Below are 14048 nucleotides of genomic sequence, written 5' to 3' on the forward strand. Positions count from 1 at the left end.
GCCAAGCAGTACGGCCAGCAGGGCCAGCAGCCGCAGGGCCGCGGACACCGCGCGGGACGGTGTGGTGCGTCGGATGTTGGACACGGGAACTCCTTTCCGTTGCCGGTGCCGTTACGGATAGGCGACGAGGTTGGCCACGTTGGTGGCGGAGTTGGACGGGCCGCCGCGGTCGTTGACGACGTGGCGGATGGTGCCGGTGCCGCCCAGCGAGACGGTGACCATGTCCTTGAAGCGGACGTTGGGGTTGTTCGGCGCCTCGATGGCGTGCTCGGCGGTGACGCCCGGGTTGACGTTGAAGTAGCAGTAGCTGCCGAAGCCGTAGACCTGGTGGCTGGTGACGGAGTCGGCCACCTTGTAGGCGGCGTAGCCCTGGGTGGAGCCGTTCATCCAGGCCGCCTGGTTGGGCGGGTCGTAGGGCATCTCGTTCTGGTAGAAGTACGTGCGGCCGCCGTTGCCGTTCCAGACCGTCTGGTGTTTCTGGTAGTGCTCGACGAACAGGCCGTACATGGCCACGTCGTCGCCGTTCACGACGAGCCCGGTGTCCGCGGTGTTGCTGGTCCAGCCGACGCCGCTGCCGTGGTCGGCGCGCCAGATCCACATGTGGTCCCCGATGACGTTGTCGCTGTTGACCACGAGGCTCGTGGTGGCCTTGCCGACGCCGCTGCCGCCGACGCGGAAGTACACGTCGTGGAGGGAGGTCGGGTTGGCGGCGTGGGAGGCGGAGGCGCCGGTGGGGCCGACCTCCATCACGGTGCGCGAGTTGGCCGTTCCCGCGTCGAAGAGCAGGCCCGCGATCTTGACTCCGTCGACGTCCGCGACGGTCATGGCGGTGATGCCGTTGTCCGGGACGAAGGTGGCGAGGCCGAGCCCCAGGACGACGGTGTCGGCGCGGGTCACCTTCAGTGTCTCGTTGAGGTGGTAGACGCCGGGGGTGACCAGGAGGTTCTTCCCCACGGCCAGGGCCGTGTTGATCTGCGCCGCGGTCGCGCCGGGCTTCACGACGTAGAAGTCGTCCAGCGGGAGGGAGGCGCCGGAGGCGTTGCCCGCGGCCCAGCTGGTGGCCGAGGAGTCGGTCCTCGTGGACGGTACGAACACCTTGTAGGCGCCGGAGCCGTCCACGTACAGGAAGGGCTTCTCGCGGGACACCGGGGTGCGGTCCACCGTGGTGTACGGGGGGTTGGGGAAGCTGTTGCCCGGTACGCCCTGGCTGCCGACGAAGACCATGTTCCAGTTGGACCCGGTCCAGCTGCCGAGTTGCGCGTTACGGGTCAGCCACTGCTGCTGGCTGCCGGACCGCACCTGCCCATCGATCTTGCTGTCGGCCAGATAGCCGCCGCTGGACCAGCCGCCGTCGTCCAGCGCGAGGTTGCCGCGCAGATGCATCCGCCGGTACGGGGCGGCCTGGGAGACCGCCCACCGGTCCGTGCCGCCGTTGGGGGTGACCGACAGGTTCTCGGCGCCGCGCCAGAAGTTCTGGGTGGCGTTGCCCTGGAACCAGTCGGCCTCGGCGTGGACCGCGCCGTTGATGGTCACCGCGTCGGGTGACTGGCCGAGTCCCAGGACCTGGGTGTAGAAGCCGACGTTGACGTCGTTGCTGTAGGTGCCCGGCTTGAACATCACCGCGTAGCGCTGGGAGCCGAACTGGTTGGTCTCCTGCTGCTGGAAGATGGAGTTCAGCCGGCTCTGGATGGTGGCCGACGGCATGGACGGATCGAAGACGACGACGTTCGGGCCGAGGTCCACATCGCCGCCGGGCGGGGCGGACACGGGCGCCACCTGGAACCGCTGGGCCGCGGTGCCGTTGCAGGTGTACTGGACCAGTTGCACGCTGTCCGCGGTCGAGGCGGAGGGGACGTCCAGACACTTGCCGCTGTGCCGGTTGACGAAGTGGTACGCGCCGCCACCCTCGTCCACGGCCTGCCACTGCTGGTTGTCGCCGCCTCCGTAGGTCCACAGCTGGAGGGGCGCGTTGTCGGCGGTGGACACGTCGGTCACATCGACGACCTGGTTGGCGTCGTTACGGTTGTTGATCCGGACGTAGCCGTCGCTCGTCGCGGTGAAACTCCACTGCTGGGCGGTGGAGTTGTTGCAGCCGTACTGCTGCACGGCGGTGCCGTTCGCGGTCGCGGCGGACCGGGCGTCCAGGCATTTGCCACTGCCGCCGTTCACGACGGTGGCCCACTCGGTGGGCAGTGCGGCGGCCGCGGTTGCGGTTGCGTCTGCGGTTGCGGCTGCCCGGGAAGGGGTGGCGGTCAGCAGCGACGCGGCCGAGAACGCGACCAGGGTGGCCGCCATCGAGGCACGTGTGGCGCGGGCATGTCTGTGGCGGCGGCTGCGACTGCCGCTGCCCTCTCTGACCTGACGCAAGGTTCGGAGCACAGGTCCTCCTGTCGCCGTGGGGGGCAGTCGGCGAATGGCCGGCGGCGATGGGTGAACCTAAAGGTCTGAACCAAAGACGTCAAGAGGTGAAGCAAGCAAAGGGTTTCTCCCGAGGATCACCCCAAAAGACTTGAACGCGCGGCGGGATCCCGACGATCTCGTCGAGATGTCTGCCGGAGAGCGAGCGCGGTGACGACGGTGACCGCCATCGCCCCGGTACCGAGCCAGGCCGCTGTCGTATATCCGGTATCGGTGGGGAACGCCGCACCGGTCGGAGTCGCGGCCGCCAGAGTCAGCCCGCCAAGGGCGCTGCCGATCGAAAAGCCGACGCTGCGGACCACCTGGTTGAAGCTCATCGCGCTGGAGGTCTCCTCGGCGGGGGTGACGGCGAGGATGGCGGCCGGCATGGCCGCCGAGAAGACACCGACGCCAAGACCCAGCACGCCCATGACCGCGAACGACAGCCACAACCGGCTCCGGATCAGGGCGAACAGGATCAGCGCCACCAGCACGGCCGCGCCCCCGACGGCGAGCACCGTCGCCGGAGCGAGCCGCTTGCGCAGCGGCGGCACCAGCTTTCCGCCCGCGAACCCCAGCGCGGAGAAGGGCACCAGCACCAGGCCCGCGACGAAGACATCGACACCGAACCCGTAGCCGACCGACCGCGGCGTCTGCACATAGCGGGTGACGAGCGTCAGCAACAGATACATGCCGATGCCGCCGAGCAGCATGACCGCGTTCGCCCCCGCCACCGCGGGGTTGCGGAGGAGGGCGAGATCCACCAGCGGGGCGCGCGACCGGCGTTCGCGGTGCACCCAGGCGCCGAGCAGCGCGGCCGCCACGGCCAGGAGGGCTCCGGCAAGCGCCGGGTGATCGGTCCATACGGTGGTCTGGCTGATGGTCAGGAGCAGGGCGATCAGGCCGCCGCCCAGCAGCGTCGCGCCCGGCACGTCGACCGCCGACGCACGGCCGGCCGGCGGCTGCGGTACGGACCACCAGGCGGTGGCGAGCGCCACCGCGGTGATCAGCAGGCCGAGCCCGTACGCCGCGCGCAGCCCGGCCATATCGGTCAGCAACCCGGCCAGCGGATAGCCGACACCGATGCCGACCGTGGAAGCCACCGACAACAGCGCGATCGTCGGGCCGGAGCGCTCGGCGGGCAGATGGTCGCGGGCGACACCCATCATCAGCGCCGTGAGCCCCAGCCCGGCCCCCTGGGCCACCCGCCCGGCCAGCAGCCAGCCGAACGACGGCGGCACCACCGTCAGCAGACTGCCCACCACGACCACGGCCAGCGTGGCCAGGATGACCTGGCGGCGGCGCGGGCCAGTGCCCAGCCGGCCGAGCACGGGGGTGGCGACCGCGCCGACCAGCAGCGGGGCGGTGAGCGTCCACTGCGCGGCGGCCAGCGACACATCGAACTTCCCCGCCACCGAGGTGATCAGCGGCGCGCCGAGGCTGCCGACGACGGCGACGACGAGCGCGATGAACATCAGCGCGGGCACCAACGGCACCGTCCGGCGCTCGGGGGTGGCTGCGGGCGTGGTGCCGCTCGCGGTCATCGGTTCGTCTCGGTGGTGAGGTGTGAGAGGAGGCCCGCGTGGCTGCGGGTGGTCGCCTGACGTGCCCAGTCGGCGTCGATGTCCGCGGTGGCGAGGGCGGCGTTGGTGTTCAGCAGCATTCCGTACGCCATGAACGTCTTGATCTGCACCGGATCGAGGCCGGTGGCATCCGGTAGGGACTGGTGAGCCACCTGTAACTTACCCCTCTCGCTGTCGGCCCGCACGGGTAGGGTCTCGGGTTCATGACGGACACGTACTCGCCCATCCCCGAACTGAACCTGCTCGCGGAGTTCGAAGGCAGCGTCGACGACTTGTACGCCGCCGGGTTCTCGCTGGACACCACATTCGGACGCGACAACACATTCCTCAAAGACCCGCAGCTCGAGGACCGTTTGATCCTCTTCGCCGAGGCCAACGGCAGCGGTTCGCTGTATGCGCTGTGGCGCATCGACGACCGGACCGACCTGGCCACCCTCCCCGTCGCCATACTCGGCGACGAAGGCGGAATCCACCTCGTCGCCCGCGACATACGGGAATTCCTCCAATTCCTCGCATCGCTGGAAGAGGAGCCTTGCTGCGACTGGGGCGAGCCTCTCGGCTTCCGCAACAGCGAGCCGACCCCCTGCCGGAACGAGTACCTCGCCTGGCTGGACCGGCACTTCGGCCTGGCGCCGCTGGACGACGCGTACGACAGCGTCGAAGCGGCCCTCGTGGAGCTGGGCAAGGCGTTCACGACCTGGGTATATCCGCTGATCCCGGAGGCCGTGTACTCGCCCTGCCATGAGCTGAATCTCCTCAGGGAGTTCGAGGAGGAGCTCGATGAGAACTACGCGACCGGATTCGGAATGGCGGTGGAATTCGGGAAGTACGGATACGGCGAGGCCCCGGAGAATCCGGAGCTCGCCGAGAGTTTGGTTCCGTTCGCCGTGGCGAACAGCAGTGACGCGCTGTACGTCCTGTGGCGCGTCGACGACCGGACCGACCTGGCCGCCCTCCCCGTCGCCATGCTGAGCAGCGAAGGTGGAGTGCATCTCATCGCCCGCGATCTGCGGGAATTCCTCCAGTTCCTCGCCTCCCTCGACGGCGAACCGTGGGACGATAGTGGTCGTATCGCCTTCCGTGACGGCGAGGAGAGCCCCGGCCGCGGGGAATACATCGCCTGGCTGGAGCGGCACTTCGGGCTTGCCCCGGTGAACGACCCGGCCACCGTCATCGAAACGGCCCGGGCGGAGCTGGGAGAACAGTTCGCAACCTGGCTCGCTCCGCGCGTCGGCCGCGCCTAACCTGGGCGTCTCGCATGGCCAGCCTTGAGGAGTAGTTGCAGTGAGCCGCCGCCTCGTTTCCCTCGTCACTCCTGTGCACGGACCCGCCGTGTCCCTTTTGCCGGAAGCCTACGCATCGCTCGCTCAGCAAGAGCTTCCCGAGGGCTGGGATTGGCGGTGGCTGGTGCAAGAAGACGGCGAAGGCGTTAACGCCGCCGCACACCTCCCTGGCGACGACCCCCGAATATCCATCGACTTTTCGCGTCGCGGTGGCCCTCAGGTCGCACGGACGATGGCGTTCGCCCGCAGCTGCGTCTCCGGGGAAAGTGAGTTCATCAAGGTTCTGGACGCGGATGACCGCCTGACGCCGGGCGCGCTCGCCCGGGATATCGACGTCCTCACTCGTTATCCCGAGGTGGGGTGGACCACGTCGCGGGCGCTGGACCTCCTCCCGGACGGGTCGACCGTGGGTTTCGAGGGCGACCCGGAAAACGGCGTGCTCCCGGCGGGAAGTGTGTGGCAGTACTGGCAGCTCAACAAGCGGGCCCAGGTCCACCCCGCAACGCTCTGCGCCCGCCGCGATCTCATGCTGGTCCTCGGTGGGTGGATGGCGCTGCCGGCGTCAGGCGACACCGGCCTGCTCCTCGGGCTCGACACCTTGGCCGACGGGTGGTTCCACGACGAGGTCGGCCTTCTCTACCGCAAGCACGCCGATCAGATCACCCAGCATCCGTTCCACTCCCAAGGCCCGGAGTGGGAGGCCCGTATGCGCATCATCGAAGAACACACCCGCGCGCTGCGGGCCATGATGGGCGTGGGGACGAACCGCCTGTTCAACCACTCCTGAGGTCTTCCCTCCGCCTCCCCGTAGACGCGGCGGATTCTCCGCCCACGTAATGAAAGCCGGGCCGTGGATGCATCAGGAAGTCGTGGTGCGAGATGTTCCACGCGTACGCGCCCGCCAGCGCGAACACCACCCGGTCCCCGACCCGTAGCTCCCCGGTCCGCGCCCGCCGCGCCAGGACGTCCTTCGGTGTGCACAGCTGGCCGACCAGGGTCACCGGCTCGTCCCGTACACCGGAGCGTGGCCACGGGCGGGTCCAGGTGTCGGTGGGGAGCACGGCGAAGGGGTGGTCGTGGCCTTTGGCTGCGGGGGTGCGCATGTGGTGGGTGCCGCCGCGCAGGACGGCGAAGGGTTCGCCACCGCTGTGCTTGAGGTCCAGGACCTCGGTGACATACCAGCCGCAGTAGACGGTCAGCGCCCGGCCGGGCTCGATCCGCAGGGTGAGTTCCGGGTTCCGCTCGGCGATCTCGGCCAGGCCCCTGCCGTACGCGGCCCAGTCGAAGCGGCGGTCGGGGCGGGCGTAGTCGACGCTCATGCCACCGCCCACGTTCACCTCGGTGAGCCGCAGGCCGTGGCGGGCGGAGAGGTCGCGCGTCCAGTCGGTGATTCGGGTGGCGACCGCGAGGAGGGCGGGGGCGTCGAGGCCGCTGGCGAGGTGGGCGTGGATACCGCGCAGGCGAAGGGGGCCGCCCGGCGTCAGCAGGGGGAGGCAGCGCTCCGCGATGTGGTCGGGGTCGAGGCCGAAGGGGCTGGGGCGGCCGCCCATGGCGAGGGCGGCGGCACCCAGGGCGTCGTCGGCGACGGGGAGGTTGACGCGCAGCAGGATGTCGGCCGTGCGGCCCTCCTCGGCGGCGAGGGCCGCCAGCTGGCGCAGCTCGTGCTCACTCTCGACGTGGAAGCGCTCCACGCCCAGCTTCAGCGCCCGGCGCAGCTCGGCCTCGGTCTTGCCCGGCCCGCCGAAGGCCAGCGGGTGGGCGGGGACGGCCTCGCGGACGTGGGCCGACTCGCCGCCGGAGGAGACCTCGTAGCCGGTGACGTGGGGGGCGAGGGCGCACAGGATCTCGGGGGCCGGGTTGGCCTTCGCCGCGTAGTACAGCTCGACGGCGGGCGGCAGGGCGGCCCGTACGGCCTCGGCGTGTTCCGCGAGGGCGGTGAGGTCGTAGACGTACGCGGGGAGGTCGTCGCCGGTCAGAGTGTCGGCGAGGGCGGCCACGGAGCCGGTGAGGGGTGCGGTGGTGTCGCTGGTGTCGATGGTGGTCATCGGGGGCTCCCGGGGGCTACGACGCAGGCCGCCTCGGACAGCAGGTCGGAGGCGAGCGGGCTGGCGATGCGGACATAACCCGCGTGGCGGTCGGCCTTACGGGCCCAGCGGGTGAGGAGGTTGGCCTTGGCCGGCAGCGGGACACCCGCGGTCAGGGCGCGGAGGGCGGGCGGGTCGTCGTGTGCCGCGCCACGCTCGTCCAGGACCCGGCGGACCGCCGACCACAACTCGGGCTCCAGGTGCGGGTGGCGGTCGGCGAGGGCGGCCAGCATTTCGGCGAGGTGGTTGACCAGCAGGCAGTACACGACGCGGTCCCAGCCGCGCTCACGGTCGTACGTCATGGGGCCGGCCAGCGCGGGCGGCAGCGCGGCGAGGGCCGCCGCGTGGTGTTCCGGCAGCAGCTTGGTGCCTTCGAGGTCGCGGAAGAGTACCTGGCGCGGCAGGCCGGAGGGGTCGACGCCGACGACGACGTTCTGGAGGTGGGGTTCGAGGACGATGCCGTGGTCGAAGTAGGCGGCCAGGACGGGCGGTACGAGCAGCGCCAGATACGCCTCCCACCAGGCGAGCGCGTGTCCGGGCCCGGTGTCGCCGAGGAGCTGGGCGACCCGCGCCCCGCCGGGGGCGGGGTACTCGTCGGCGACGGCCGCCGCGAGCAGCCCGGTGAGCCCGGGGCGCAGCCGGGCGGCGAGCCCTTCGCGCACGATCACCCCGAAGCCCTCGATCAACTCCAGCTCGCCGCCCAGGTCCAGCGTCCGGTACGCGGGCTCGCGCAGCAGCGCGGCGCCCGGGAAGCGGGCGGCCAGGTCGGCTGCGAGCGGCTCCAGCAGCCGGGTCAGGGCGACCGCCCCGGACAGCTCGTACTCGGCGTTCTTGCGCAGGCAGTTGGTGATCCGGACGTTCAGGCTGAACTTCAGGAAGTCCCGTCCGTCGTAGAGCGTGCGGACGGACGCGGTGGGCGCGAAGTCCGGCCCGCCGGGGCCGAGGTCCAGGACATCGCCGCGGGCGACCGCCGCCCGCAGCTCGGGGTGGTCGCGCAGCATGGCGTACTGCCAGGGGTGCACGGGCAGCAGGCGGTAGCCGTCGGGCACGGGGCGCTGCCGGTCGAGGGGTGCGAGGGCCGCGGTGGACACTGCCTCCTCGCGTACGTGTTCTCGGCGTACGGCGAGGTGGTGGAGGGGGAAGCGGGCGCCGGTCTCGGGGGCGAAGCGGGCCCAGGAGTCGGCGCTGCCGGAGCGGGCCTTGGGGGTGGGGTGGAAGCGGTGGCCGAACAGCAGCGACTGTTCGGAGGCGAGGTAGGTGAGGTGCGGGTCGCCGTCGGTGTGGTGGTGCGGGGCCGCGCCCGTACGCTCCCGGCTCTCCAGGGCCACCGTGACGCCCGCGTGGCTGGAGGCCACCTGCTCCAGGAACTCGTCGTTGCGCACCCCGGTGCGCAGCCGCAGCTCCCGGTGGATGTACTCGGCGAGCGTACGCCAGGACACCTCGGCCCACGCGCCGTCCCGCTCCTCGGTGACCGGGCCGGTGAACCGGTGTGCGCCGATGAGGGAGGTGCGGCGCAGCGCGACGCGCAGCAGCACACCGCAGCGGGGCAGTCGCAGCCGTAGGTGGCCGTCGGCCACGACGGTCTGGTGTTCCGGCCCGGACACCTCGCGGAGCAGGCAGTTGAGGAGGGTGTGGGCGACGACGTGATCGGCGGGGAGGGCGGGGAGGGTTCCGGTGTTGGTGTCGGACGGGGAGATGGATGTGGTCATGAGGCGACTCCAGCGGGGGTGGAGGTGGAGGAGGGCGCGGCGCTCATCGGCCGCGGGCAAGGTGGCCCGGGAGGAGGTAGTTGGGCCCGGTGACGTAGTGCTTGTTGATGTCGGCGGCCCCGGAGCGCTGCTTGGTGAACAGGCTGCCCGCGGTGACCATGGCCTTGACCGGCAGCCGCTCCGCGTCCAGGACGAGGGCGCGCAGCACGGCGCCGGGCGCGCCGGGCCGGTCGTTTCCCAGCCGGTCGAGCCGGTCGAGCCGGTCAATGGCTTCGGCGAGCCGGTCGCGTATCAGCCGCAGCAGCGTGTCCAGCGGGGCCCGGCCGAGCCGGGCGAGCTCGAAGGCGAGGGCGCCGGCGCACAGATGCACGGTGATGGTGGCGAACACATCGGCGACCGGCCCGTCGCCGTCGGTCAGGATCCTGGGGTCGTCGAATCCCCCCAGGAGGCGGGCGGCCTCGTCGGCGCCGAGGGCGTCCGCCAGCCGGGCGGGGTGGACACGCGGGCCGTCGTGGTCCTTGAGCAGCAGCCGTACCCGGGGGCGGCCGTGTTCGGTGTCGAGGACGAGGGAGGTGTTCTGCTGGTGTGACTCCAGCGCGACGCCGTACGCGAAGAGGGTGGTGTGCACGTCGAACAGCAGGGTGAGGTAGGCGTCGAGCAGCGCGAACAGGTCGCCGCCGCAGTAGTGGTCGGCCAGGGTGTCGACGACGAGCCCGGTTCCGGGCGCGGACCCGGGTGCGGGGCTGAGCAGCGCCGCCAGCGGCACGACCTGGCAGCCGTCGAGACCGGGCGGGTAGCGCCGTACCAGCGCGGCCAGAAACTCGTGCCCGGCGTGCAGATACGTACCCTCGTCGGCGAGCAGCACGCCCTCCGCCACCCGCGGCTCACGCGCGAGCACCGCCTCCGTGAGCAGCTGCCCCGCGTGGCCGTCGGCGAGCGTTCCTGGCTTGATGGTGCGGCGGTTGCGCGCGCCCAGGGTGGCGGTGGCGAGCGGCAGTTTGAGGTGGGTGAGCGGGTCGTCGGTGACGGCGACGGTACGCGTGGAGAGCGTGGGCCGTACGTCGAGCCACGCGTCGTCGGCGAGGTGGGCCCGGTCCGTGAGGTGGGTGGCGCGCAGACCGATGGCCAGCATGCGGGGTGCGCTCAGCGGATGAACCGGAAAGGCGAGATGGCTGTCGTCCAGGCCACCCGGCAGGCCCAGCACCCCGGGCGTCGGCCACCAGTCGGGCAGCCGCGCCGTATCACCGGCCACCGCCTCGCGCGGGAGCGCGGCCCAGCGCAGCCGGAAGGACGGGTGGAACTCGGGTGCGTGAGCGCGTTGTTCGGCGTCGCTCAGCGCGAGTCGGGCGCGGCCGGTGGGGTAGACGGGGTGGTCGCGGAAGGCGGCCAACGTGTCGTACGCCAGCGACCCACGCACCCCTGCCCACTGCTCGGCGGGCTCACTGCCGTAGGCGGCGACAAGCCGCTCGACGACGCGGGGGCGGATGTCGGCGTGCAGCCGCACGGCGTCCAGCGTGCGGCGGCACTCGACGACGAAGGCGTCGTAGCGGCCCCGGTCGTCGGGGTCGGCGGCGTGGCGGAGGCGGGCGAGGACCCCGTCGAGGGTGGTGAGGGCGGTGTCGTCCGGTTCCCCCTCCACCAGCAGCTGGGCCGGCCGCCGGACCCGGATCTCGCACTGGAAGCCGTCCGGTTCGACCGGCAGCAGCACTCCCCCGCCGTCCGTGAGGACGACCCGCAGCCATTCGCCGTCGGCACGCCGTACGGTCTGGGCGCGGCCGCGCAGCCCGTACGCGTCTTCCCTCAGCAGCGTGTCGAGGACACGCGCCAGCAGATCCGCCTCGAAGACGTCAGCGGCGCCCGTGGTGTCCGCCGCGCCCGTGGTGTCCGCCGCTTCCTCATCCGCGCGGATCATGGCGCGATCACCCACTCATTGGCCGCCAGGAACCCGGCCACCGCCTCGTCGATCCGCCGCTGGTCGGTCCCCGTGGCGCGGAGTACGCCGAGGAAGTCGCGGTTGGTGCCGTAGAGCGGGTGTTCCTCGCCGATCTCGCGCAGCGGGCGGTAGTCGAGCCGTACGCCGTCGCGGACGCGGACGCTCGCCGCGGGGGCGGTGGCCAGGCGGCCGGGGCGGTCGGCCATGACGTACTCCATGCGGACCCTGCCGTCGGTGCGGGCGCCGAGGTCGGTGGGGAGGGGGGCGCCGAGGTGGGTGCGGAGGATGTGCTCGAAGAGGGGGATGGCGAGGAGTTCGGCGAGTACGAGGTCGCACTGGTCGCCTATGGCGCGGTAGTTGACCTCGATGAGGCGGGCGCGGTCGCCCTGGACCACGTACTCGGTGTGACAGGCGCCGAACCCCACGCCCAGCGCCCGCAGTTGGTCCAGCACCTGGCCGGTGTGCGGCTCGGGCGGGGCGGGGAGCAGTTCGAGGCGTTCCTCGATGAAGTACGGGGGCGCGGAGATGTCGGTACGGAAGGCCGCGAGGGTGTGCAGCGTACGGCCGTCTCCGATGGTCTCCAGCGTCTGCAGCGGGCCTTCAAGAAACTCCTCGACCACCAGATACGCCTCGGGCCGCCGCGTTCGTATCTCGCGAACACGTTCGGCCAGTTCGTCCGCGTCGGCGACGAGCACCACGTCCTCGCTGGCCACGCCCTCGCGCGGCTTGAGCACGCAGGGGTAGGGCACGCCCGGGCCGACGAGGCAGGGGTGGGCCGAGGGGTCCTGGTCGGGGGCGAGTTCGGCGCACCAGAGGGTGTCGGCGCCGGCGGCGGCGAGGCTGCGGCGCAGCTCGGCCTTGTTCTTGGTGCGCAGGGCGGCGCGCCAGTCCTTGCCGGGCAGGCCGAAGTAGTCGGCGGCGAGGGCGGCTTGGACTTGGAGGTGGTCGCTGTTGGTGAAGATCGCGACGGGGCGGGCCTGGTCTCCGGCCTCCGGCATATCAGCGGAGATACGGCCGATGACCTCGCGGAAGTCCCGGACGTCGCAGTGCGCGATATCGAGTTCGGGCAGCACGCCCCCGGCCGACGCGTGGCGCTCGTACGCGCGCCGGTGCGCGTCGGGCTGGTCGGTGAGGAGGGTGACGGCGAGGCCGAGCCGGGCCGCGGCGGGAAGGAAGCCCTCGGTGACGGAGTCGGTGGGGTTGAGGGCGAGGAGACAGAGGCGCGTCGCGGTCTCTGAGGGCAGGCCGAATGCCCCGTCTAGATCATTCTCGTTCACGACCCGAGATTAGGTTAGGCATGCCTAAGACCGCCAATTCGTCTCACCCGTCTGCTCCTTTTTGAGCCCGATGCGCCGTCAACTCCGCGAGCCCGGCGCGCTGCCCAGTCAGCGCGGCAGCCCGATGCGCCGGTGCCGCGCCCGGCGGGCGGCCAGCCGCTCGTCCTGGTCCTGGGCGCGGAGCGCGGCGAGTTCGGCGCCGAGGGTGTCGCCGAGGCGGGCGAGGAAGGAGTCGTACGCGGGCTCGTGTGCCCCCGCGTCCTCTGCCCCCTCTTCTACGATTCGGTCGACGATGCCGTGAGCGAGCAGGTCGGCGGAGCGTACGCCCTGCCGGTCGGCTATCTCGTACGCCCGCTCGGTGGTCCGGTAGAGGATCGCGGAGGCGCCCTCGGGCGGCAGCGGGGACAGCCAGGCGTGGCGCGCCGCGAGGACCCGGTCGGCGGGGAGCAGCGCGAGCGCGGCGCCGCCCGCGCCCTGGCCGAGCAGCAGACAGAGGGTGGGCGCGGGGAGGGTCACCATATCGGCCAGACAGCGGGCGATCTCCCCGGCAAGCCCGCCCTCCTCGGCCTCCCGGCTCAGGGCCGCGCCCGCGGTGTCGACGACCGTGAGCAGCGGAAGCCCGAGCTCGGCGGCGATGCGCATGCCACGGCGCGCGGTGCGCAGCCCGGCGGGGCCGAGCGGCTGTCCCCCGCCGGGCCCGTCGGCCGCCGCGCCCCCGTGGCGCGCGGCCCGATCGTGCCCGAGGACGACACACGCAGTCCCGCCGACGCGCGCGAGCGCGAGCAGCAGCCCCGGGTCGTGCTCCCCCGCGCCCGTACCGCTGAGGGGGCTCACATCCTCGGCAGCGGCGCGCAACAAGTCCCGCACCCCGGGCCGCTCCCCCCGCCGCGACCGCCGGATCGACTCCTCGGCGCTGGGCCCACCGCGCCCCGGGCCCACCCCCGCCTCCAGCCCGGTCCCGGCGGCAGGGCCGGACGGCCCCGCCGCCGGGACAGCCCCGTTCGCCACAGCGGCGGCGTCCCCGCACAGAACGCGCAGCACCCGCGCCGCCACCTCCGACAGCCGCTCGGGCGGGAGGACCGCGTCGACCAGGCCGTGGGCCATCAGGTTCTCCGCGACCTGGACGCCCGGCGGGAATTCCTCTCCGTACAGCGCCTCGTGCACCCGCGGCCCCAGGAAGCCGATGAGCGCGCCCGGCTCGGCGGCGGTGACGTGTCCCAGCGAGCCCCAGGAGGCGAGCACTCCGCCCGTCGTGGGGTGGCGCAGATGGACGAGGTAGGGCAGGCCGGCGGCCTTGTGGTCGGTGATCGCCGCGGCGACCTTGACCATCTGCAGAAACGCGACCGTGCCCTCCTGCATCCGCGTACCGCCGGACGCGGGCGCGGCGAGGAGGGGCAGTCGCTCCGCCGTCGCCCGTTCCACGGCGCGTACCAGCCGCTCCCCCGACGCGACGCCGATCGACCCGGCGAGGAAGCGGAACTCGCAGGCCACGATGGCCACCCGCCGCCCCTCGATACGGCCCTCACCCGTGATGACGGACTCGTCGAGACCGGTGCGCTCGCGGGCCCGCTCCAGGTCGGCCCGGTAGTCGGGGTCGTCCGTCGTGATGTCGACCGGCTCGTCCCAGCGGCGCCAGCTGTCGGGGTCGACGACGGTCTCGATCAGCTGGAGGGCTGATGTGCGGGGGTTCGTTCCGGTCATGGTCACACCCTGCCACGGGCAACGGGGCTGCCGACAAGGGCGGTCTCAATCATCCTGGGCATGTGCTAACTTTTTTTGGCA

10 protein-coding genes are annotated in these 14048 nt (G+C 71.8%); 2 read left to right on the forward strand and 8 right to left on the reverse strand.

The annotated features are described in order from the left end of the window. Positions 1-111: 111 nt before the first annotated feature. From ACFV2X_RS17040 to ACFV2X_RS17050, 3 genes are all read right to left on the reverse strand, one after another. Entirely contained in the window at positions 112-2295 is a 2184-nt protein-coding gene (locus ACFV2X_RS17040; protein WP_385616909.1) for an RICIN domain-containing protein, read from the reverse strand. 200 nt (positions 2296-2495) lie between these two features. Then, entirely contained in the window at positions 2496-3941 is a 1446-nt protein-coding gene (locus ACFV2X_RS17045; protein ID WP_385616911.1) for an MFS transporter, read from the reverse strand. Next, positions 3938-4132 (reverse strand): hypothetical protein, encoded by a 195-nt coding sequence (locus ACFV2X_RS17050; protein WP_385616912.1) that lies wholly within the window; start codon positions 4130-4132, stop codon positions 3938-3940. The genes ACFV2X_RS17045 and ACFV2X_RS17050 overlap by 4 nt, the downstream gene beginning before the upstream one ends. A 51-nt stretch (positions 4133-4183) precedes the next feature. Here ACFV2X_RS17050 and ACFV2X_RS17055 point away from each other — a divergent pair, with 51 nt between their 5' ends. Continuing rightward, complete coding sequence (locus tag ACFV2X_RS17055) at positions 4184-5224, forward strand: hypothetical protein (RefSeq protein ID WP_385616914.1); 1041 nt, start codon at positions 4184-4186, stop codon at positions 5222-5224. Between the two features lie 40 nt (positions 5225-5264). Further along, on the forward strand, positions 5265-6050 hold the full coding sequence (locus tag ACFV2X_RS17060) for a glycosyltransferase family 2 protein (RefSeq protein WP_385616916.1): 786 nt from the start codon (positions 5265-5267) through the stop codon (positions 6048-6050). On the opposite strand, the gene ACFV2X_RS17065 is transcribed toward ACFV2X_RS17060, so the two are convergent. From ACFV2X_RS17065 to ACFV2X_RS17085, 5 genes are all read right to left on the reverse strand, one after another. Next, positions 6037-7308 (reverse strand): type III PLP-dependent enzyme, encoded by a 1272-nt coding sequence (locus tag ACFV2X_RS17065; protein WP_385616918.1) that lies wholly within the window; start codon positions 7306-7308, stop codon positions 6037-6039. The genes ACFV2X_RS17060 and ACFV2X_RS17065 overlap by 14 nt on opposite strands. Next, a complete protein-coding gene (locus ACFV2X_RS17070) occupies positions 7305-9056 on the reverse strand; it encodes an IucA/IucC family protein (RefSeq protein WP_385616920.1) in 1752 nt (583 codons plus the stop codon). The genes ACFV2X_RS17065 and ACFV2X_RS17070 overlap by 4 nt, the downstream gene beginning before the upstream one ends. 43 nt (positions 9057-9099) lie before the next feature. Then, entirely contained in the window at positions 9100-10968 is a 1869-nt protein-coding gene (locus tag ACFV2X_RS17075) for an IucA/IucC family protein (protein WP_385616922.1), read from the reverse strand. Continuing rightward, positions 10965-12266, reverse strand: a complete 1302-nt coding sequence (locus tag ACFV2X_RS17080; RefSeq protein WP_385616924.1) for an acetyl-CoA carboxylase biotin carboxylase subunit family protein — start codon at positions 12264-12266, stop codon at positions 10965-10967. The genes ACFV2X_RS17075 and ACFV2X_RS17080 overlap by 4 nt, the downstream gene beginning before the upstream one ends. Before the next feature lie 108 nt (positions 12267-12374). After that, positions 12375-13967 carry a carboxyl transferase domain-containing protein gene (locus ACFV2X_RS17085; protein ID WP_385616926.1) on the reverse strand — a complete coding sequence of 531 codons (1593 nt, stop codon included), beginning with the start codon at positions 13965-13967 and terminating at the stop codon, positions 12375-12377. Positions 13968-14048: the final 81 nt, after the last annotated feature.

The sequence above is a fragment of the Streptomyces sp. NPDC059679 genome (assembly GCF_042734105.1).
GTDB lineage: Bacteria > Actinomycetota > Actinomycetes > Streptomycetales > Streptomycetaceae > Streptomyces.